The organism is Marmoricola endophyticus (genome assembly GCF_014644415.1).
Taxonomy (GTDB): Bacteria; Actinomycetota; Actinomycetes; order Propionibacteriales; family Nocardioidaceae; genus Marmoricola; species Marmoricola endophyticus.
In genome coordinates this window covers 138,583-157,781 of record NZ_BMKQ01000002.1, presented here as the reverse complement: position 1 = coordinate 157,781, position 19,199 = coordinate 138,583, and the positions used below count along the sequence as shown (strand labels likewise).

General features: G+C 73.5%; 18 protein-coding genes and 3 tRNA genes. 7 read left to right on the top strand and 14 right to left on the bottom strand.

The genetic code is table 11. The features are described from left to right. Positions 1 to 70: 70 nt before the first annotated feature. The 3 genes from IEX42_RS17370 to IEX42_RS17360 are packed head-to-tail and all read right to left on the bottom strand — an operon-like array spanning position 71 to position 4,772. A complete protein-coding gene (locus IEX42_RS17370; protein ID WP_188781341.1) occupies positions 71 to 1,738 on the bottom strand; it encodes a GTPase in 1,668 nt (555 codons plus the stop codon). Further along, positions 1,735 to 3,564: a GTPase domain-containing protein gene (locus IEX42_RS17365; RefSeq protein ID WP_229661021.1), complete on the bottom strand. Its 1,830-nt coding sequence runs from the start codon at positions 3,562 to 3,564 to the stop codon at positions 1,735 to 1,737. The genes IEX42_RS17370 and IEX42_RS17365 overlap by 4 nt, the downstream gene beginning before the upstream one ends. Beyond that, the gene (locus tag IEX42_RS17360) at positions 3,561 to 4,772 is read right to left on the bottom strand and encodes a PrsW family intramembrane metalloprotease (protein WP_229661020.1); all 1,212 of its coding nucleotides are present in this window, start codon (positions 4,770 to 4,772) and stop codon (positions 3,561 to 3,563) included. The genes IEX42_RS17365 and IEX42_RS17360 overlap by 4 nt, the downstream gene beginning before the upstream one ends. Before the next feature lie 40 nt (positions 4,773 to 4,812). On the opposite strand from IEX42_RS17360, the gene IEX42_RS17355 reads away from it, so the two are divergent. After that, the gene (locus IEX42_RS17355) at positions 4,813 to 6,258 is read left to right on the top strand and encodes an aminopeptidase P family protein (protein ID WP_188781340.1); all 1,446 of its coding nucleotides are present in this window, start codon (positions 4,813 to 4,815) and stop codon (positions 6,256 to 6,258) included. 19 nt (positions 6,259 to 6,277) lie between these two features. Here IEX42_RS17355 and IEX42_RS17350 read toward each other — a convergent pair. Together IEX42_RS17350 and IEX42_RS17345 are read right to left on the bottom strand one after the other, a co-directional pair. Next, a tRNA-Arg gene (locus IEX42_RS17350) sits at positions 6,278 to 6,351 on the bottom strand. After that, on the bottom strand, positions 6,342 to 7,070 hold the full coding sequence (locus IEX42_RS17345) for an aspartate/glutamate racemase family protein (protein WP_188781339.1): 729 nt from the start codon (positions 7,068 to 7,070) through the stop codon (positions 6,342 to 6,344). Before IEX42_RS17345 ends, IEX42_RS17350 begins: the two co-directional genes overlap by 10 nt. Before the next feature lie 82 nt (positions 7,071 to 7,152). Here IEX42_RS17345 and IEX42_RS17340 point away from each other — a divergent pair, with 82 nt between their 5' ends. After that, positions 7,153 to 8,076, top strand: coding sequence for a LysR family transcriptional regulator (locus IEX42_RS17340; RefSeq protein ID WP_188781338.1), 924 nt, complete (start codon positions 7,153 to 7,155; stop codon positions 8,074 to 8,076). Here the strand turns inward: IEX42_RS17340 and IEX42_RS17335 are convergent. The 3 genes from IEX42_RS17335 to IEX42_RS17325 are packed head-to-tail and all read right to left on the bottom strand — an operon-like array spanning position 8,033 to position 10,301. Beyond that, positions 8,033 to 9,061 (bottom strand): adenosine deaminase, encoded by a 1,029-nt coding sequence (locus IEX42_RS17335; protein ID WP_229661019.1) that lies wholly within the window; start codon positions 9,059 to 9,061, stop codon positions 8,033 to 8,035. The two genes, IEX42_RS17340 and IEX42_RS17335, sit on opposite strands and share 44 nt — an antisense overlap. A gap of 5 nt (positions 9,062 to 9,066) precedes the next feature. Further along, on the bottom strand, positions 9,067 to 9,795 hold the full coding sequence (locus IEX42_RS17330; protein WP_188781337.1) for a DsbA family protein: 729 nt from the start codon (positions 9,793 to 9,795) through the stop codon (positions 9,067 to 9,069). Positions 9,796 to 9,806: 11 nt separating this feature from the next. Further along, entirely contained in the window at positions 9,807 to 10,301 is a 495-nt protein-coding gene (locus IEX42_RS17325; protein ID WP_188781336.1) for a MauE/DoxX family redox-associated membrane protein, read from the bottom strand. A gap of 65 nt (positions 10,302 to 10,366) precedes the next feature. Between IEX42_RS17325 and orn the strand changes: the two genes are divergently transcribed. Together orn and IEX42_RS17315 are read left to right on the top strand one after the other, a co-directional pair. After that, a complete protein-coding gene (orn, locus tag IEX42_RS17320) occupies positions 10,367 to 11,023 on the top strand; it encodes an oligoribonuclease (RefSeq protein ID WP_188781335.1) in 657 nt (218 codons plus the stop codon). Between the two features lie 28 nt (positions 11,024 to 11,051). Next, positions 11,052 to 11,127: transfer RNA gene (locus IEX42_RS17315), tRNA-His, on the top strand. A 55-nt stretch (positions 11,128 to 11,182) separates the two neighbouring features. On the opposite strand, the gene IEX42_RS17310 is transcribed toward IEX42_RS17315, so the two are convergent. Next, a complete protein-coding gene (locus IEX42_RS17310) occupies positions 11,183 to 12,046 on the bottom strand; it encodes a pirin family protein (protein WP_188781334.1) in 864 nt (287 codons plus the stop codon). A 93-nt stretch (positions 12,047 to 12,139) separates the two neighbouring features. Here IEX42_RS17310 and IEX42_RS17305 point away from each other — a divergent pair, with 93 nt between their 5' ends. After that, complete coding sequence (locus IEX42_RS17305) at positions 12,140 to 13,693, top strand: phytoene desaturase family protein (protein WP_188781333.1); 1,554 nt, start codon at positions 12,140 to 12,142, stop codon at positions 13,691 to 13,693. An 11-nt stretch (positions 13,694 to 13,704) separates the two neighbouring features. On the opposite strand, the gene IEX42_RS17300 is transcribed toward IEX42_RS17305, so the two are convergent. Then, positions 13,705 to 13,776: transfer RNA gene (locus tag IEX42_RS17300), tRNA-Lys, on the bottom strand. 59 nt (positions 13,777 to 13,835) lie between these two features. Beyond that, positions 13,836 to 15,053 carry a glycoside hydrolase family 6 protein gene (locus IEX42_RS17295; protein WP_188781332.1) on the bottom strand — a complete coding sequence of 406 codons (1,218 nt, stop codon included), beginning with the start codon at positions 15,051 to 15,053 and terminating at the stop codon, positions 13,836 to 13,838. A gap of 151 nt (positions 15,054 to 15,204) precedes the next feature. Between IEX42_RS17295 and IEX42_RS17290 the strand changes: the two genes are divergently transcribed. Continuing rightward, positions 15,205 to 15,387: a hypothetical protein gene (locus IEX42_RS17290; RefSeq protein ID WP_188781331.1), complete on the top strand. Its 183-nt coding sequence runs from the start codon at positions 15,205 to 15,207 to the stop codon at positions 15,385 to 15,387. Here IEX42_RS17290 and IEX42_RS17285 read toward each other — a convergent pair. The 3 genes from IEX42_RS17285 to IEX42_RS17275 are packed head-to-tail and all read right to left on the bottom strand — an operon-like array spanning position 15,384 to position 18,439. Beyond that, a complete protein-coding gene (locus IEX42_RS17285) occupies positions 15,384 to 16,613 on the bottom strand; it encodes a multidrug effflux MFS transporter (protein WP_188781330.1) in 1,230 nt (409 codons plus the stop codon). The two genes, IEX42_RS17290 and IEX42_RS17285, sit on opposite strands and share 4 nt — an antisense overlap. Positions 16,614 to 16,617: 4 nt before the next feature. After that, positions 16,618 to 17,064 carry a hypothetical protein gene (locus tag IEX42_RS17280; RefSeq protein WP_188781329.1) on the bottom strand — a complete coding sequence of 149 codons (447 nt, stop codon included), beginning with the start codon at positions 17,062 to 17,064 and terminating at the stop codon, positions 16,618 to 16,620. A 22-nt stretch (positions 17,065 to 17,086) separates the two neighbouring features. Next, on the bottom strand, positions 17,087 to 18,439 hold the full coding sequence (locus IEX42_RS17275) for a cytochrome P450 (protein ID WP_188781328.1): 1,353 nt from the start codon (positions 18,437 to 18,439) through the stop codon (positions 17,087 to 17,089). 88 nt (positions 18,440 to 18,527) lie between these two features. On the opposite strand from IEX42_RS17275, the gene bluB reads away from it, so the two are divergent. Then, complete coding sequence (gene bluB / locus IEX42_RS17270; protein WP_229661018.1) at positions 18,528 to 19,172, top strand: 5,6-dimethylbenzimidazole synthase; 645 nt, start codon at positions 18,528 to 18,530, stop codon at positions 19,170 to 19,172. Positions 19,173 to 19,199 lie beyond the last annotated feature (27 nt).

Below are 19,199 nucleotides of genomic sequence, written 5' to 3'. Positions count from 1 at the left end.
GCAGAGCGGGCTGTGGAGAACCCGTGGGCCGCGACGACCTGTGGACGGGGAACGGACGAGAGCGGTGGGCTCAGGCCTGCGCCCGGGCGATGCCCTCCCGTGCGCGGCGGTAGGCGTCCAGCTCGGCGGAGACCGGCGCGACGACCAGCTCGTCGGTGACCTCGGCGATCGCGGACCGCAGCCGGCGATCCGCGCGTCGCGCCCGCGAACGGGCCACCGCACCGACCACGGCCTGCGAGAGGAGCGCCAGCAGGACCCCCACCGCGGCACCCAGGACGAGCAGCAGCGTGGGCAGCGCGAAGCCGCCGGCCTCCGGCGCCTCCGGCGCGTCGACCTGGGCGACGCCCATCACCGCGAGGACGGCCAGCCAGCCCGCACCCGCGATCAAGCAGAGCAGGGCCACCCACTGCACCGCCTGGATCACACGGCACCACGCCGGCACGTCCCCGGCACCCAGCGGCGTCTCGGCCACAGCCTTGTCGACCCGGTCAGCGAGCCGCTCCGTGCCGGCGGTGGAGGCACGTCGGACGGCACCCACCCACGGGGTCGACAGTCCTCCCGACACCTCGTCGGCGACCCGGCGCACGGCGCCGTCGACGCGCGCCCGCTGGGACTGGGTGGCCTGCGGCAGGGACGACCGCGCCACGACCATCGACTCCTTGACCCCCGAGGTCGACCGCCCCGGCTCGAGGTGCAGCCGCTTGAGCGGGTCCGGCCGCAGCCGGGACAGCCAGGCCAGCGGCGGCCAGCCCGTCGCCACCGACGCGCGGGTGCGGCTCGCGCGGCGTACGGCGTCGACGACCACCGGCACACCGGCGGAGTCGGCCACCGCCTCGTGCAGCTCCTCCCGAGCGTCCGCGCTGAGCTCACGCGGTGGTGCCGAGCCGGTGGCGCGGTCGAGGGTGTCGGCCGCCTGTCGCAGGTCGGTCCGGAACCGCTCGCGGTTCGTCCTCTTGTCCGCGACCTTCCTCGACACCAGCGCACGCAGGTCGGCGACCCCGTCGCCGTCGCGGGCGGAGGTCGCCACCACCGGTACACCGCCGAGGCCGTCCTGCGCGAGGAGCCGCTCGACATCGGTCACCATGGCGTCACGGCGGTCCAGGGGGACCTCGTCGATGTGGTTGAGCACCACGATCATGACGTCGCGGTGGGGGGCCAGCGGCTGGAGGTAGGTCTCGTGGATGGCGGCGTCGGCGTACTTCTGCGGGTCGAGGACCCAGATCATCAGGTCCGCCAGGACGACCAGCCGGTCGACCTCGAGGTGGTGGGAGACCTCGGTGGAGTCGTGGTCGGGCAGGTCCAGGAGGACCAGACCCTTGAGGTCGCGGTCCTCCTCGCGCTGCTCGAGCAGCGAGTCCCGGGTGTACTGGTGCCGGGCCGGGATGCCCATCCAGTCCAGCAGTGGCTCCGCTCCGGCCGGACCACCCCAGATGCAGGCCGTGGCCCACGAGGTGGTCGGTCGGCGCAGCCCGATCGCGGCGAGGTCGAGACCGGTGAGGGCGTTGAAGGTCGACGACTTGCCCGAGCCGGTCGCCCCGGCCAGCGCCACCACGGTGTGGTCGGGGGACAGCCGCATCCGCTCCCCCGAACGCTGGGCGATCGTTGCCGCCGGGTCGAGGACCGTATCGTCGAGACGCCCGCGCGAGGCCTCGACGGCCTGCTCGAGACCGGCGATCTGGTCCCCGAGACCGGGGGTGCGCCCCAGCAGCTTGCGGGCGCCCTGGAGCAGCGACGTCACAACAGATCCTCCACCTGTGCCGCGCGCTCGCGCTCGGCACGCTCGGCTGCCTGCTCCGCCGTCTTCTGGGCGAAGCGCTCGTCGTCCATCGTCCGGGTGGCCTGCCGGATCTCGTCCGCGCCGTCGAGGGGGACGGCCACCGTCTCGAGCCGGCGACCGTAGCGCTCGCGCTCGACCTCGAGCAGCTGGTCCACCCGCCGGCCGAGGTCGCTACGAGCGGCCGCGGCGAGCCGGCGTACGGCCTGGTCCCCGAAGACGGCCTCCAGCAGCTTCTTCCCGACCACCGCCGACGCCCCGGCGATGCCGACCTCGGCGCCGGTGACGCCGGCGGTCGAGGCGAACACGACCACCATGAGCGCGACCCCCAGGCCGTTGACGCCGTACGCGAGGAAGCGCGCGCTCGTGCGCTTGTCCGCGCCCTCGCTGCGCACCATGTCCAGCACGCCCTGCTGCCACTCGCGTACCGCGCGCTCGGCGTCGGCGCGGAAGCTCCGCGACGCGCGGGTCAGGTCGCGGCCGCCGTCCTCGAGGAGCACCCGGCCCGCCGGGTCCGCCTCCCAGGCGGCGGCGACCCGCTCGGCGGCCTCCTCGGCACGCTCGAGCAGCAGCGTCTGCAGACCCGACTCGACGGCGGTGCTGACCCGGCCCGCCTGCTGCGGCCTGCCGCGCACGGCGTTGCCGATCCGGTCTCGCAGCCAGGACACCTTGGACTCCAGCCCCTGGAGCAGCTCACCGGTGCCGACGAACTCCTGCCACCGGGCGAGGACCTCCCCGCGGAGCAGGGTGCCGTCGGCGGTGGCCTCGTCGACGGCCGCGGCCGCGTCGGCGTACGACTGGTCGACCTCGCGCTGCAGCCGACCGCGCACCGCGATCTGCTCGGCCGCGGCGTCGGCCAGCAGGTGGGCCCGCTGGGAGATCGAGCGCAGCGCACCCTCGAGCGTCTGCTTGACCACGACGGCCCGCGCGTCCTGGTCCTGGGCCAGGTCGGCCAGCCAGTCCCGGACCTGGTCGACGGCGCGCACGGGCAGCAGCCCGTCGCCGCCGACCGGGACCTCCTCGACGACGAACAACGGGCAGTCGCTCAGGCCACGTGCCGTCAGCATCCGCGCGAGGTGGCTGCGGACCTCGGCCACGGCGTCCGGCGCGGTACGGTCCAGCACGATGGCCACCGACGCGCTCCGGTCGGCGGCCATGCGCAGGTAGTCCCACGGGACCTGGTCGGCGTACCTCGCCGCCGTGGTGACGAACAGCCAGAGGTCCGCGGCGGCCAACAGCTGGGCCGCCAGCACACGGTTGCTCTCCTCGACGGAGTCGACGTCGGGCGCGTCGAGCATCGCCAGTCCCGGCGGCATGGCCGTCGTCGCGACCAGCTGCAGCGCGCCCTGGTCGTTGGTCTGCTGCTCGGTGCGCTCGAGTCCCGGGAGGACCCGCTCGGCGCCGAACCAGCGGGCGTCGTCGGGGTGGTGGACGAGGACCGGCGACCGCGTGGTCGGCCGGAGCACGCCGGGAACGGTCACCCGGGTGCCGACCAGGGAGTTGACCAGCGTGGACTTGCCGGCGCCCGTGGACCCGCCGACCACGACGAGCAGCGGCGCGTCGAACCGGACCAGACGCGGCAGGACGTAGTCGTCGAGCTGGTGGACGAGCTCCTCGCGCGCGACGCGCGCGTCCTCGGCGCCGGCGATGTCGAGGGGCAGCGCGTTGCGGCGCAGGGCGTCGCGCAGGCGTACGAGGGCGGCCAGCATGGGGCTCTCGGTGCCGTCCAGCCCGTCGGCCGTCGTGGGGTCGGAGGTCTCGGGAGTCCCGCTCCCGCCGGTGCCGGTCACGGTCTCCCTCCTCGGTGGGTCGGTGGCGTGACGGGTGTGACTGTAGTGGCCGCGCCCGCGACGGGCCACACGAGCGCCGGGCGCAGCGCGGCCATCGCCTCCACCAGGGTCTGGCCGCGGGCCTGCCCGTCGCGCGGTGCCGAGCCCCTCAGGAACCGGTGGTGGAGGAACCCGAGCTCCGCGGCGAGGAGCTGGTACTCCCGCATCGCGCGGCCCGCGGCCGGCCCTCCGGCGGTGTGCGCGTGCCGGCGCGCGACCCGGCGGGCAGGCAGGCGTACCAGCCAGGGAACCTCGGCCGGGTGCAGCAGGCCGCGGCGCGCGCAGTCCTGGAGGGCGGCGGTCAGCAGCGTGCCCTCGCTCCGGCGGGCCCAGACCCCGAAGGCGACGAGGAGGAGGAAGGCCGGGACCATCACGACGACGTACGTCAGCACGAAGCCGGCTCCCCCACCGATCGCGAGGGACCCGTTCCAGCCCGCGTGCGCCGCCATCGCCAGGAGCAGGCCGACCACCGGAGCCGCCACCCGCACGCCGCGGCGCCGGCTGGTGACGGCGAGGCCGACACCGATCCCGGTGAAGGCCGTGAACAGCGGGTGGGCGAAGGGGCTGAAGATGCCGCGGACCACGAAGAGGCCGACGGCGCCCGCCAGACCGCCGGGGCCGGTGCTCCCGGGATCGCCGACGTAGGCGGCCGAGAGGTAGAGGATGTTCTCGGTGAAGGCGAAGCCGATGCCGACCATGCCGGCGTAGACGATCCCGTCGAGGACGCCGTCGATCTCCTGCCTGCGGAACCACAGCAGGAGCACCACGAACAGCCCCTTGGCGGCCTCCTCGGAGACCGGGGCCACGACCGCGGCGGTGAGGCTGCCAGGTGCGGCGAGGACGAGCTCTCCGGCGACCTGGACCACCAGCGCGCTGCTCGTCGCCACGAAGGCGCCCCACCCGAGCCCCAGCACGAGCAGCACGCGCGGCTCGGGCTCGTACCGGTCCAGCCAGGTGTACGCCGCCAGCAGCGGTCCGACCGGGAGTGCGGCGAGGACGGTGCCCACCACCAGCGGACCGGGTGCGGCCGAGAGGAGGAGGACGACGGCCATCAGCACCGCGCCGAGCAGGGTCACTGCCGCGACGACGACCGAGAAGGTGCCGCCGCGCTGGAGGCGCGCCCGGCGCGACATCGGGTCCGCGAGGGCACCCGGGACGGCGGACGACATGGGCAGCACCCTACGGTCGGCCGGTCGTAGGCTGAGGGGCATGGCGGACAGCACTGCGGACCCGGACGACACGGCGATCCAGACCGGAGCGGGCACAGGGGGCACCGAGTCGCACGACCCGAAGGTGCCGGCCGCGTGGGCGGCCTTCATGCGGCGCGGGTGGGCCGACCTCCGGCGCGAGGTGGACCGGCACCCGGTCGCGACCTGGACGTCGCAGCGTCGTACCCGCGTCAGCGAGCAGTTCCCCGGCGAACGGCTGGTGATCCCTGCGGGCGGGTTCAAGGTGCGCTCGAACGACACCGACTACCGGTTCCGGCCCGACACCGCGCACACCTGGCTGACCGGCAACCAGACCTCCGACGCGGTCCTCGTGATCGAGGACGGCGACGCGGTCCTGTTCGCCCGCCCGCGCAGCGGCCGCGACTCCGACGAGTTCTTCCGGGACCGGCAGTACGGCGCGTTGTGGGCCGGCGAGCGGCCCTCGCTGGAGGAGATCGCGACCTCCCTGGACGTGCCGACCCGCCACGTCGACGACCTAGACACGGTGCTCGCGGCCTCGGGCAAGACTCGGGTGCTGCGCGGTGTCGACCCGCGGGTGGACGCCGCGGTCGGCGGGGACGACGCCGCCGACGCGGAGCTGGCCAAGGTGCTCTCCGAGCTGCGGCTGGTCAAGGACGACTGGGAGCTCGGCGAGCTGCGCACCGCCTGCGACACCACGACGCTCGGGTTCACCGACTGCGTGCGCGAGTGGGACGACGTGCTCGTCCACGGCGAGCGCTGGGTCGAGGGGACCTTCTTCCGGCGGGCGCGCGCGATGGGCAACGACATCGGGTACGACTCCATCGTCGGCGGAGGCGCGCACGCGACGACGCTGCACTGGATCGACAACACCGGCCCGATGACGCCGGGCGACCTGGTGCTGCTCGACATGGGCGCCGAGGCCACCTCGCTCTACACCGCCGACGTCACGCGGACGCTGCCGATCTCCGGCACCTGGACGCCGCTGCAGCGCGACCTCTACAACCTGGTCCTCGACGCGCAGCGGCAAGGCATCGCCGAGGTGCGGCCGGGCAACGCCTTCCGGGCGGCGCACCACAAGGCGATGGAGGTCATCACCCACGGCCTGGGCGACCTCGGGCTGCTCCCCTGCTCGGTGGAGGAGGCGCTCGACGAGGACTCGAAGGTCTACTCCCGCTGGACGCTGCACGGCGTGAGCCACATGCTCGGCATGGACGTGCACGACTGCGCGCAGTCCGACCCGGACACCTACCCCCAGGGCGACCTCGAGACGGGGATGGTGCTCACCGTCGAGCCGGGGCTGTACTTCCAGGCCGACGACCTCCTCGTCCCCGAGGAGCTGCGCGGCATCGGCATCCGCATCGAGGACGACATCGTCGTCACCGACGGCGAGCCGCTCAACCTCTCCGAGGCGCTCCCCCGCGACCCCGACGAGATCGAGGAGTGGATGGCGACGACTCGTCGGTGAGCGCGCGAGCCGCGGTCGGTCCCCCGGGCGCGACTCGAACGCGCGGCCGTCCGATTAGAAGTCGGATGCTCTATCCAGCTGAGCTACCGGGGGTCGCCCAGGAGCGTAGTGGACGTGGCGGCGCACCCCAGGGCGATGTCGGCCAGCGCCTCGGCGTGGGCGCGCGCGGAGTCGATGACCGGCAGCGGTGAGTCCTCGGGGGCGACCAGCAGGCCGATCTCGGTGCAGGCGAGCACGACGGCCTCGGCCCCCGCAGTCGCGGCGCGCGCGATCACGTCCACGTAGGCCTGGCGGGACTCGGTACGGATGACGCCCTGGGTCAGCTCCTCGAAGACCACCCGGTCGACCATCGCCCGGTCCGCCGCGGCGGGCGTCACGGCCTGCACCCCGTGGCGGGCCAGGCGCTCCGCGTACCACGACTCCTCCATCACCCAGCTCGTGCCGAGCACCAGCACCGTCGACCAGCCGCCGCTGCGCGCCGCGCCGGCGACCGCGTCCGCGATGTGCAGCGCCGGCACGCTCACCGCGTCCTCGAGCGCGGCGAACTGCTTGTGCATGAGGTTCGTGCACAGCGCGACGACGTCCGCGCCACCGGCCTCGCAGCGCCGTGCCGCGCGGGCGAGCAGCGCCCCGGCGCGGTCCCAGTCGCCGCTCACCTGGCACTCACGGATCTCGCCGAAGTCCAGCGACTGCAGCGCCACCTCGGCCGAGGCGTGACCGCCGCGGGCGGCGGCGACACGCTCGTTGAGGATCCGGTAGTACTCCACCGTCGAGTGCCAGCTCATCCCGCCCACCAGGCCGATCGTCGTCATGCCCCCAGCCTGACGTCGCGACGTCCCCCAAGGAAGACCCGACCTCCTTCTCCAGGTCATAAGTACGTCTTATGGTGACGGCATGGAGCTCGACCCACGTCGCCTGCTGATCTTCCGCCGGGTCGCGCGGGAGGGCTCGATCACCGGCGCCGCGCGCGCACTCGGCTGGACGCAGCCCGCCGTGAGCCAGCACCTGGCGCACCTCGAGCGCGACGCCGGCACCCGGCTGCTGCTGCGCGGGCCCGGAGGGGTCCGGCTCACGCAGGCGGGGAGCACGCTCCTGGCTCGGGCCGACGCCGTCGCCGGCGAGCTGCACGCCGCCCGCGAGGAGCTGGCCTCGCTGACGACGCTGGGAACCGGACGGGTACGACTGCGGGCCTTCCCCTCGGCTGCGGCCACCCTCGTGTCGGACGCCGTCGCCGCGCTCGGCGAGCGCCACCCCGCCGTCGAGGTGGCCCTCGTCGCCGCGGAGCCGCCCGAGGCGACGGCGGCCGTACGAGCGGGGGACGCCGACCTCGCCGTGGTCTTCGGCTACGACGGCCCGCCGCCCGCGCTCGGTCAGCTGCGGTGGCACGAGCTCGACCGCGAGCCCGTGCACCTGGTGGTCCACCCGGAGCACCCCAGCGCGGGTGCGCGACGCGGCGACCTGGCCCGGCTGGCCGACGAGCGCTGGATCGCCGGCTGCGTCCGGTGCCGCGAGCACCTGGTGGACTGCTGCACCGCCGCCGGCTTCGCACCGCTGATCACCCACGAGACCGACGACTACGTCGTGGTGCAGAACCTCGTCGCGCGAGGGCTGGGCGTGACAGCGCTCCCGGCGTCGGCGCTCACGGCGTACCGCCACCCCGGCGTGGTGCTGGTCGACGCGCCCGCGCTCGGCTCACGGCACGTGGGACTCGTGCACCGGCCGGGGGCCGAGACGGTCCCCGCCACGGCGGCGCTGATCCGCGAGCTGGGTCGCGTCAGCCGTCGTACGCCGCGATCTCGCGGTGCAGTCGCGCCCTGACGTCGGCGGGGGCGAACGAGGCGTCGACCGAGGCGAGCGCCAGGTCGCGCAGGCCACCGCGGTCGAGGTCCAGCAGCCGGGCGGCGACCTCGTACTCGTGGTTGAGGGTGGTGCCGAACATCGGGGGGTCGTCGCTGTTCACGGTGACCGTGACCCCGGCGTCGACGAACGCCCTGATCGGGTGCTCGTCGAGGGCGGCGACCGCGCCGGTGGCGAGGTTGGACGTCGGGCAGACCTCCAGCGGGACCCGGTGCGTCGCGAGGTGGGCCAGCAGGTCGGGGTCCTGCGCGGCGGAGGTGCCGTGGCCGATCCGCTCGGCGCCGAGGTCGCGCAGCGCGTCCCAGACGGTCTGCGGACCCGTGGTCTCGCCCGCGTGCGGGACGCTGCGCAGGCCGGCGGCGCGGGCACGGTCGAAGTAGGGCTTGAACTGCGGGCGCGGGACGCCGATCTCCGGCCCGCCGAGACCGAAGCCGACCAGGGCGTCCGGCGCGTGCCTCAGGGCGTAGTCGAGCGTCGCCTCGGCCGCCGGCAGACCGGCCTCCCCGGGGATGTCGTAGATCCAGCGCAGCACGATCCCGTGGTCGCGCTCGGCGGCCGCCCGCGCGTCCTCGAGCGCCTCGGTGTACGCCTCCACCGGCATCCCGCGGCCGGGCTCGTCGGGTCGTACGGAGGTGTACGGCGTGCAGGTCAGCTCGGCGTACCGGACCTGCTGCGTGGTCGCCATCTCCTGCGCGACCGCGTAGGTCAGCAGGCGTACGTCCTCCGGCGTGCGCACCAGGTCCACCACCGAGAGGTAGACCTCGATGAAGTGCGCGAAGTCGCGGAAGGCGAAGTAGTCCCGCAGCGCGTCGACGTCGGCCGGCACGGGCCCCTCGGGGTGGCGGGCCGCCAGCTCGGCGACCGTCTCCGGCGAGGCCGAGCCGACGTGGTGGACGTGCAGCTCGGCCTTCGGCAGACCGGCGACGAACGCCGCGAGATCACTCACCGCGCTCAGCTCTTCTTGATCATCTCTTCGAGCTGATCCGCCTGGTCGGAGATCGACGAGCCCGACAGCGGCTTGCCGTCGACCAGGATCGTCGGTGTGCCCTGCACTCCGGCGCCGACGGCGGCCTGCGTCACCTTCGTGACGTAGGACTTGTCGACGGGCCCGATCGCGTCCAGCACCGAGGCCTTCGTGACCCCGGAGTCCTTGGCCCAGTCGCGCAGCTGCGTGGTGTCGGGCTTGTCGGAAGCGTTCTCGTAGGGCTGCTCGTCGAAGAGCTTGTCGTGGAAGGCCAGCGCCTGCTTCGCCGTCCCGTCGTCCAGGACGGTGGCGAACGCGCTCAGCGCGCGCGCCGAGTAGTCGTCCTGGGTCAGCAAGTTGAACGGCTTGTAGGTGATCTGCGCCTTGCCGTCGGAGGCCGCCTCGCGGAGGAAGTCACGGCTCTGGCTCTCGAACTGACGGCAGTACGGGCACTGGAAGTCCTCGTAGATCGTGACCTTCGTCTTCGCCGAGTCCGGCCCGACGACCAGCGAGGTGTCATCGACCTTCGCCGAGGCGGCACCGGCCACGGCACTGTCGGAGGACGAGCCACCCAGGCTGTACCAGACCAGTCCGGCCACGACCGCGGCGACGACCACGACGATGGCGCCGGTGATGCCGAGCCGGCGGTTGCGCTCGGCCCGCTTCTGCTGGGCGATCGCCGCAGCGGCGCGCGCCTGGCGGTTCTGCTTGGACACGAAGGCTCCGATCAGGTCGAGGACTCGGGGATCGCGGCGGCGGGCCGCTCGGGAAACAGCAGGGTGTCGAGGGAGAGCTGCGTACGAGGTCGCCACACCAGCCACAGGGACAGCAGCAGCAGGCCGACGTCGCGGGCGATCTCCCAGGGGTAGCTGGACGCGGCGTCGGGATCGGCGCCGCCGTCGCCGAAGCAGCCGCAGTTGATCGAGATGCCGCGGGCCCACACCGAGGCGATGCCGATGATGAAGGCGAGCTGCATCAGGGCGGACAGCAGACCCACCGGGCGGGTGAGCAGCCCGAGGACCAGGAGCAGCCCGACGACCACCTCCAGGATCGGCAGCGCGTGTCCCACCGGCGAGGTCAGCGAGAGCGGCAGCAGCTGGTAGGCGCGCACGGCGGTGACGCTCGAGTCCGGGTCGGGCAGCTTGATCGCACCGGCGACGATCCAGACGACGCCGACCACCAGGCGGGCGAGCAGGCCGAACCACCGCGCTCCGATCGCCATGGGCCCACCATAGGCGAGCCGGTGCAACCCGGTGCCGCAGCAGCACCCGAGTAGGGTCGAGCGTCGTGAGCGACCGACTGGTGTGGATCGACTGCGAGATGACCGGCCTCGACCTCGGGGCCGATGCGCTGGTCGAGGTGGCCGCGCTGGTCACGGACTTCGACCTGAACGTGCTCGGCGACGGCGTGGACGTCGTGATCCGGCCCCCTGAGGCGGCGCTGGAGCAGATGGACGACTTCGTCCGCACGATGCACACCACCTCCGGCCTCCTCGACGAGCTCGCCGAGGGGACCACGCTGCGCGGCGCCGAGGAGCAGGTGCTCGCGTACGTCCGCGCCCAGTGCCCCGACGACGCCCGCCCGCCGCTGGCGGGCAACTCCGTCGCCACCGACCGGGGGTTCATCGCCCGGGACATGAGCGAGCTGGACGCGCTGCTGCACTACCGGATCGTCGACGTCTCCTCGATCAAGGAGCTCTCCCGCCGGTGGTTCCCCCGGGCGTACTACAACGCCCCGGCCAAGGCCGGAGGCCACCGTGCCCTGGCCGACATCCAGGAGAGCATCGAGGAGCTCCGCTACTACCGCGAGGCGGTGTTCGTCCCCGCCCCGGGCCCGGACAGCGCGGGCGCGAAGCGGGTCGCGGCCCGGCACGGCGGCGCCCTGACCGGGGCCGGCGGCGAGGGCTCCGGATCGGATTCGTCGCCGGGGCAGGTCGGGGACTAGACTGCCCGCTGGCTCCACGGAGCCCATGGTGGGTATAGCTCAGCTGGTAGAGCGCCGCCTTGTGGTGGCGGATGTCGCGGGTTCAAGTCCCGTTACTCACCCCAGGACGCCACGAAGCCGCAGGCACCGCGCCTGCGGCTTCGTCGCGTCGTACGGCGTTCAGCCCTGCTGGAGGGTGGTCGGCGCCCCGTGGACCGCGGGGATAGTGCCGAGCCGCCCTTTGTCGAAGTCCTCGAAGGCCTGCACGACCTCGGCGCGGGTGTTCATCACGAACGGCCCGGCCCAGGCCACCGGCTCGTTGATCGGCTGCCCGCCGAGGACGAGCACCTCCATGCGCGGCGCGCGGGTCTCCTGACCACGCTCGTCGGCGGCGACGCTGACGAAGTCGCCCGCACCGAGCACCGCGAGCTGGCCGGTCCGCAGCGGGCGGCCGTCCAGACCGACCGTGCCGTTGCCGGAGAGGACGTAGACCAGCGCGTTGTAGCCCGCGTCCCACGGCAGGTCGAGTCGCGAGCCGGCCTCGACGGTCGCGTGCACCAGCGTCATCGGGGTGTGGGTCGACCCGGGGCCCTCGATCCTCTCGGCGCCTCGACCCAGGCTGCCGGCGATCACCCGGACCAGCGACCCCGCGTCCGTCGAGGTGGCCACGCCGACCTCCCGGGAGCGGATGTCCTGGTACTTCGGCTCGCTCCACTTCGCCTCGCGCGGCAGGTTCACCCACAGCTGGACGCCGTGGAACAGCCCTCCCGAGGCGACCAGCGACTCCGGCGGCGCCTCGATGTGCAGCAACCCGGACCCGGCGGTCATCCACTGGGTGTCGCCGTTGGTGATCGTGCCGCCACCGCCGTGGCTGTCGGCGTGGTCGAAGATCCCGTCGATGTGCACGAACGGGTCCAGGTCGCGCAGGTCGACGTACCCCTGCGGCGCGTCGATCACCTGCTTCACCGGTCGTACGCGGTCCCCCAGCCCGGGGGCGCGCACCCGGGTCAGCGTCGTCAGGTCGTCCACGGTCAGTGCGGGCATGTCGTCCACCTTCCTCGTCGCATCGTGAGGGCCGCAACGGTAGTTGAACCTTCAACATTCCGGACCGTCGGAGATCCCTCTACGCTCCCCGACATGGACAGCTCCTACGACGTGATCGTCGTCGGTGGCGGGCACAACGCGCTGACCGCCGCTGCCTACCTCTCCCGCGAGGGTCTGAGCACGCTGCTGCTCGAGCGCCTGGACCACACCGGTGGCGCCGCCGTCAGCGCGGAGGCCTTCTCGGGCACGGGGGTGCGGCTGTCCCGCTACAGCTACCTGGTCAGCGTGCTGCCAGACCGGGTCGTGGCCGACCTCGGGCTGGACCTCGACCTGCGCTCGCGCGGCACGGCGTCGTACACCCCGGTCCGGCGCGGCGGCCGCGACCTCGGGCTGCTCGCCGAGCGGCCCGAGGGTGCGGCGACCGCCGCGTCCTTCCGGGAGGTCACCGGGGGCGACACCGAGTACACCGCCTGGCAGGAGTGGTACGACGGCGTCGAGCAGCTGGCGGGCGTCGTGGCGCCGACGCTGACCGCCCCGCTCCCCCGGGCGCGAGCGCTCTCCCCGCAGACCGACCCGTCGATCTGGCGGGACCTCGTCGAGCGGCCCGTCGGAGCCGCGCTGCGCGAGCGGTTCGCCGACGACCTGGTGCGCGGCGTGGTCGGGACCGACGCGCTGATCGGCACGTTCGCCGACCTCGAGGACCCCTCCCTGGTCCAGAACCGGTGCCTGCTCTACCACCTGATCGGCAACGGGACCGGCGAGTGGCGGGTGCCCGTCGGCGGCATGGGCGCCGTCACGGACGCGCTCGCGGCGGCGGCCGGGGCCGGCGGCACGGAGATCCGTACGGGCGCGAGCGTCACCGCCGTCACGCCCGACGGCGAGGTCACGTGGGTCGAGGGCGGGACCGAGCGGCGCGCCCGCGCCACGCACGTGCTCTCGGGGGTGGCGCCGTACGTCCTGGACGGGCTGCTGGGCGACCTCGCGCCGACGGGCCGTCCGGCCGGGTCGCAGCTGAAGATCAACCTGCTGCTCGACCGGCTGCCGCGACTGCGCTCCGGGGCGGACCCGGCCGTGGCGTTCGCGGGCACCTTCCACGTCGCCGAGTCGGCCGAGGAGCTCCGCACGGCGTACTCCGAGGCGGCCGCCGGCAGGATCCCGACCCGCCCGCCCGGCGAGCTGTACTGCCACTCGCTGACCGACCCCTCGATCCTCGGCCCACTGGCCGGCGACGGCGTGCACACGCTGACCTACTTCGGTCTGCACATGTCCGCCGCGCTCTTCGAGACCGACCGGGAGCGTGCGAAGCAGGAGGCGCTGGGACGCGCGATCGCGACCATCGACGAGGTCCTGGCCGAGCCGCTGCTGGACTGCGTACGACGCGACCGCGACGGCCGTTTGTGCATCGAGGCCAAGGTGCCGCAGGACGTCGAGGACGACCTCGCGATGCCCGGCGGGCACATCTTCCACGGCGACCTCGACTGGCCATGGGCCGACGACGAGGAGCCGCTGGACACCCCCGCGCGACGCTGGGGCGTCGAGACCGGGCTGCCGGGGGTGCTGGTGTGCGGATCCGGCGCCAGACGGGGCGGAGCGGTCTCCGGCCTGGGTGGCCACAACGCCGCGATGGCGGTGCTGGAGTCACGCTGAGAAGGCCTCGGTGCGCCAACAGGGACTCGAACCCCGAACCCGCTGATTAAGAGTCAGCTGCTCTACCATTGAGCTATTGGCGCGCGAGGAAGAACGCTACCAGCGCTCGTGCCGAGGTCGAAATCGGGCGCCTCGGCCGGCCTCAGGAGTACGGCGTGGTCCGCACCAGCTGCAGCGCCCGCTCCATGTCGAACGGGTCGGCCTGGCGGTAGAGCCACGGCCGGCCGAACCACAGGTAGCCGTCGACGTACGCCCGGGCGTGCTCCTGCTGCGCGGCCGTCAGGCCCCAGCGGGCGTTCGCGACGTCGGTGGTCGGCCTGATCCCCAGCGTCACGCAGTGCGTGCTGGTGCGCGAGGCGCAGACCGTGGCGTTGTCGGGGTCCTTGCCCGGCGCGTCGCCGAACACGAAGGGCCGGCCGTTCGAGGAGGTGTTGACGACGACGTGCTTGTCCGCGATCCCCCGCCGGGCGAGCTCGGTGACGATGGCGGTGCCGCGCTCCACCTCGTCGCCGGTCGCGGAGTAGTGCGTCGAGTTCAACGCGACACCGCGGGCGTACCGGATGCCGTCGCGGACGAGGAAGTCGACCGCGCCGTTCACGTCCTTGTACGGCCAGTCGGCGGCTCCCCCGTCGATGTAGACGGCGGTGTGCGGCAGCGCGGAGAACTTCTGCGCGGCGTAGGAGATCAGCCCCGAGGGGACGCCCGACCCACCGGGCACGCACATCGCGAAGGGGCCGTCGGGCTGCAGGATGATCGCGGTGTGCTGCGCGCCGACACCGCGGGCGAAGCCGTCGATCCAGCGCTTGTACGACGTCTGCTCGGCGCTCGTGGGGAGCCGGGTGCACGCCTCGTGCTCCCAGGGCTTGAGGTTGAACACCGTGGCCTGCACGAGGGTCTCCGGGTCGCCGCCGGAGGCGTTGGCGACGTAGTCGCGGACCTTGGACTCGATCTGGCTCTCGCTGATCCAGGTGCCGAACCACTTCGCCTTGGGCGCCAGCGCGATCGCGCCGAGCAGCGTCTTGGTCTCGCCGGTCGCCTTCTCGTACGGGGGCCACGCCTGGTCGCCAGGACCCTTGTAGACCCCCCACGTGCGGCCCGCGAGCGGGTTCTGGCTCGGGACCCTGGCGGTGGGCGACCGGTGCAGGCGGGCCCTCTCGAGCCGGAAGCTGGTGGCCGCCGCCCGACGCGCCACGGCCGGCGCGCGGGCCGCGGTCGCTGCGGCGTCGGCGGCCGCCTGGGCGCCGGGAGCGGCATCGGCTGGCAGCGGCGCCGCGAGCACCGCCCCTCCCGTCGACGAGACGACGAGTCCGGCGAGCAGGCACGCGACGGCAAGGCGGCGCAGCGACGAGCGGCGGGGCATGGGGCACCTCGGTCCTGGGGCGGTCCGGTCCCGCCCGAGGCTAGGCGCTGACGCCGGCTCCGTACACCAGAAACCGACAAATCGGGCGGTGTGCGTCTGACGCCCGGCTTTCGCCGTATGCTTGCCGCAACCAAGCCCGAGGAGGCTCGTCATGGTGTTCTGGATCGTCGTGGCCGTCGTCGTGGTCCTCGGTTTCGCACTCTCCTGGGTGGTCAGCGGACGGCAGCGGCCGACCGCGCGACGCGACTTCACCGACCCGCACCAGGAGCAGGCGAAGGCGCACGTGCAGCGCAACCAGATCGGCGGAGCGGAGTCCGGCCCTCCGCGTTTCTAGGACCTGCCCTGGGCCTGCCCGGCCACTGCGAGCCGCACCCGCCGCCGGGCGAGGAGCAGGACGAGCCCGCCCGCAGCCGAGCAGGACACCGCGACGACGCCCAGCGGCACGGCGGTCCGCTCCCCCGCGATCCCGACGAGCGGTGCCACCACCCCGCCCAGGACGAACTGCCCCAGCCCGAGGAGCGAGGAGGCCGCACCGGCGCGCTCGGGGTGCCCTGCCATCGCGAGCGCTGTCGCCGAGGGCAGCACCAGCCCGAGCGAGGCGATCATCACGAACAACGACGCCAGCAGCGGCACCAGGCCCAGCCCGGCGACGACGCTGAGCGCGAGGGCGGCGGCACCGACCAGGTTGCCCACGACGCCCGCCGACAGCGTGGCCAGCGGCGCACGGCCGCGCCGTGCGAGCGCACCGGCGGTCTGGCTGAGGACGACGATCCCGACCGAGTTGACCGCGAACACCACCGAGAACGCGACCTCGGAGAGTCCGTAGACCCGCTGCAGCACGAAGGTCGCGCCGGCGATGTAGGCGAACAGCGACGCCGCGCAGAGCGCGAACGTCGCGACCACGCAGACGTACGCCCGGTCGCGCAGCAGCGCCCCGTAGCCGGCGAGCGTCGCGCCGAGCCCACCTGGCGTACGACGCTCGGGCGGCAGCGACTCCCCCAGCAGCAGGCCGGCGACCAGCAGCACGGCGCCGAGCCCGGCCAGCACGACGAACAGCCCGCGCCAGGGCAGTACGCGTGCCAGCTGCCCGCCGAGCACCGGCGCGATGACGGGTGCGAGCCCGGAGACCAGCGTGAGGCGGGAGAAGACCACCAGCAGCGCCCGTCCGTCGTAGAGGTCGCGGGCGACGGCACGTGAGATCACGAGCCCGGCCGCACCGGCGAGACCCTGCACGAGCCGTAGGACGACGAGCACCTCGATGCTGGGCGCCAGCGCGCAGGCCAGTGTCGCCAGCAGGTAGACGACCAGCCCCGTCACCAGCGGGACCCGGCGTCCGAGCCGGTCCGACAGCGGGCCGGCCAGCAGCTGGCCGAGCGCCAGGCCGAGCAGGCAGGACGTGATCGTCAGCTGCGCCGACGACGCGTCGGTGCCGAGATCCTCGGCCAGGGAGGGCAGCGCCGGGAGGTAGAGGTCGAGCGAGATCGGCCCGAAGGTGGCCAGCAGACCCAGCAGCCAGACGGTGAGGACCGGCCGCGCGGGCCGCGCGGCGTCCCCGGACATCCGGCTACCGCATCCCCTGGTCGGTCAGCTCCCACACGCCCGGGGTGCGAGCCGGCTCCATCAGCCCCTCCTCGGTCAGCGCCGCACGCGCCCGGCGGGCGCCCAGCCGCCAGCGCGGCTCCCCGCGAACCTGGGTGTGGTCGTCCTCGTGCAGCACCGGGCCCACGCGCTCGTACAGCTCCTCCATCAGCTGCTCGGCCTCGCAGGCACCGTCGTGCTCACGCAGCAGCGCGACGAGGAACGGCTGGTACGTCGAGGGCGGTGTGAGGCGCTGCGCACCACGCCGCACGGTGACGCCCTTCGGGGTGGTCGGGCGCGGAGCGCTCGTCGAGCGGGTGGCCCGCGACCTCGGCTCGTCGGCCCGACGAGCCGGCGCCGGCGTGGCCGGCGGGCGTCCGTGGACACAGGTGTTCAGGGGCAGGTCGCACAGGTCGCACCACTCCTCGGCCACGTGCGGCGACGATACGCCCCGCTCACCGCGTCCTGGTCAGCCGGATCGGCTGGCCGTCCTTGGGGAACGGGAGCGAGTGGTTGTTCATCGGGGGCACGTAGCCGGCGTCGACGCTCCAGGAGAAGTCCCGCAGCACCCGGTGCAGCACCGCCTTGATCTCCGCCGAGGCGAAGAAGAGCCCGATGCACTTGTGCACCCCGCCGCCGAACGGCTCCCACGCGAACCGGTGGGAGCGGTCCTCGGCACGCGCGGCGGAGAACCGCTCGGGGTCGAAGTCGGTCGGCGCGGTCCACAGCTCCGGCATCAGGTGGGTGTGCTGCGGTGTCACCACCACGTCGGTGTCCGCGGGGATGCGGACCCCCTCGACCACGGTGTCGGCGACCGTACGACGCACCACGACGGGTACGGGGGCGTGCAGCCGCAGGCTCTCGCGCATCACCAGGTCGAGGGACTCCAGCGACTCCAGCTCGGCCAGCGACGGTCTCTCGCCCAGCGCCGCGGACTCCTCGCGGCAGCGCCGCTGCCACTCGGGGTGCTGCCCGAGGTGCTGGAGCACCGTCGAGAGCGTGATCGTCGAGGTGTCGTGGGCGGCCATCATCAAGAAGATCATGTGGTCGACGACGTCGTGGTCCTCGAACCGGTCGCCGTCGTCGGTCTCGATGTGGCACAGCTGGGAGAACAGGTCCGGCGTGCGCACCGCTCGACGGGCGGGCAGGTAGTGGCGCAGGAAGTCCTCCAGCACCTTCCGGCCGCGGTAGCCACGGCCCCACCGGGTGAAGGGGACGTTGCCGCGGACCACACCGGCGGCGGCCTGGACGCAGGCGATGAAGGCCCGGTTGACCTCCTCCATCTGCGCGGGGGTGGTGTCCTCCGCGCCGCCCATGAAGATCTCCGCCGCCACGTCCAGCGTCAGCTGCTTGAGCGCCCAGTAGGACTCGAAGGAGTCGTGCCGGCCTGGCCAGCCGGCCAGCCCCGCCTCGATCGCGGGGAACATCGCCTCGCTGTAGCCCTCGAGCCGATCCCGCGTGAAGGCCTGCTGCATGATCCGTCGGTGGGCACGGTGCTCCTCGAAGTCGAGGAGCATCAGCCCTCGCTCGAAGAACGGGCCCACCAGGCGAGACCACGCCGGTCCGTTGGCGAACGCCTTGTCCGCGTTGCGCAGCGCCGTGCCGCAGGCGTCGGGCCCGAGCAGCATCACCGACTCGCCACCGACCAGCCGCAACGGCGCGACCGGCCCGTACGTCTCCCACTGCCGGCGCATCAGGGCCACCGGGTCCCTGACGTAGTCGAGCATCCGCCCGACGACCGGGAGGCCCCGGTCGCCGCGCGCGAGGGACGGCAGGGGACGGGCGGGCTCGGTGCGCTCGGCGGTCATGGCCACCTCGGGGTCGTCTCGGCGTGGACACCCCAGTCATCCCGGACCTGGTGAACGGTGTCAACCACCGAGCGAGAGGATGCTCGCCGTGCCCGACCCGATCCACGACCTGTACGACGTCATCGCCCGCCGCCGTGACGTGCGCGCCGAGTTCGCCGGCCGGCCGCCGACCGACGCGGTGCTGCACCGGGTGCTCGCGGCGGCCCACGCCGCGCCGAGCGTCGGTCACACCCAGCCCTGGGACTTCGTGCTCGTCCGGGACCTGGGGCTCCGCGACGCGTTCGCCGCCCACGTCGCCACCGAGCGCGAGGTCTTCGCGAGCTCGTTGAGCGTGGAGCGGGCCGAGACGTTCTCGCGGATCAAGGTCGAGGGGGTGCGCGAGTCCGGGCTCGGCGTCGTCGTGACGTACGACCCCTCCCGGGGCGGGCCGCACGTCCTCGGTCGGCACGCGATCGCCGACGCGGGCCTGTACTCCTCCGTCCTGGCCATCCAGAACCTGTGGCTGGCCGCCACCGCCGAGGGCCTGGGCGTCGGCTGGGTGTCGTTCTACCGCGAGGAGTTCCTGGCCGAGCTGCTCGGCGTGCCCGAAGGCGTCCGCCCCCTCGCCTGGCTGTGCGTCGGTGAGGTCACCGGCCTGCAGGACCGGCCCGACCTCGAGCGGCACGGCTGGCGGCAGCGACGTCCGCTCGAGGAGGCGGTGCACTGCGACCGCTACGGCAGCGGGGGTTTGTGAACCACGCCCCGGGGCACCTGGGATGCT

Coding starts and splice junctions, on each gene's coding strand:
- IEX42_RS17290 (WP_188781331.1), top strand. CDS start 15,205: ATGGTGTTCTGGATCGTCGTGGCCGTCGTCGTGGTCCTCGGTTTCGCA.
- IEX42_RS17340 (WP_188781338.1), top strand. CDS start 7,153: ATGGAGCTCGACCCACGTCGCCTGCTGATCTTCCGCCGGGTCGCGCGG.
- IEX42_RS17325 (WP_188781336.1), bottom strand. CDS start 10,301: ATGGCGATCGGAGCGCGGTGGTTCGGCCTGCTCGCCCGCCTGGTGGTC.
- IEX42_RS17310 (WP_188781334.1), bottom strand. CDS start 12,046: ATGCCCGCACTGACCGTGGACGACCTGACGACGCTGACCCGGGTGCGC.
- IEX42_RS17285 (WP_188781330.1), bottom strand. CDS start 16,613: ATGTCCGGGGACGCCGCGCGGCCCGCGCGGCCGGTCCTCACCGTCTGG.
- IEX42_RS17360 (WP_229661020.1), bottom strand. CDS start 4,772: ATGTCGTCCGCCGTCCCGGGTGCCCTCGCGGACCCGATGTCGCGCCGG.
- IEX42_RS17295 (WP_188781332.1), bottom strand. CDS start 15,053: ATGCCCCGCCGCTCGTCGCTGCGCCGCCTTGCCGTCGCGTGCCTGCTC.
- IEX42_RS17305 (WP_188781333.1), top strand. CDS start 12,140: ATGGACAGCTCCTACGACGTGATCGTCGTCGGTGGCGGGCACAACGCG.
- IEX42_RS17275 (WP_188781328.1), bottom strand. CDS start 18,439: ATGACCGCCGAGCGCACCGAGCCCGCCCGTCCCCTGCCGTCCCTCGCG.
- IEX42_RS17345 (WP_188781339.1), bottom strand. CDS start 7,070: ATGACGACGATCGGCCTGGTGGGCGGGATGAGCTGGCACTCGACGGTG.
- IEX42_RS17355 (WP_188781340.1), top strand. CDS start 4,813: ATGGCGGACAGCACTGCGGACCCGGACGACACGGCGATCCAGACCGGA.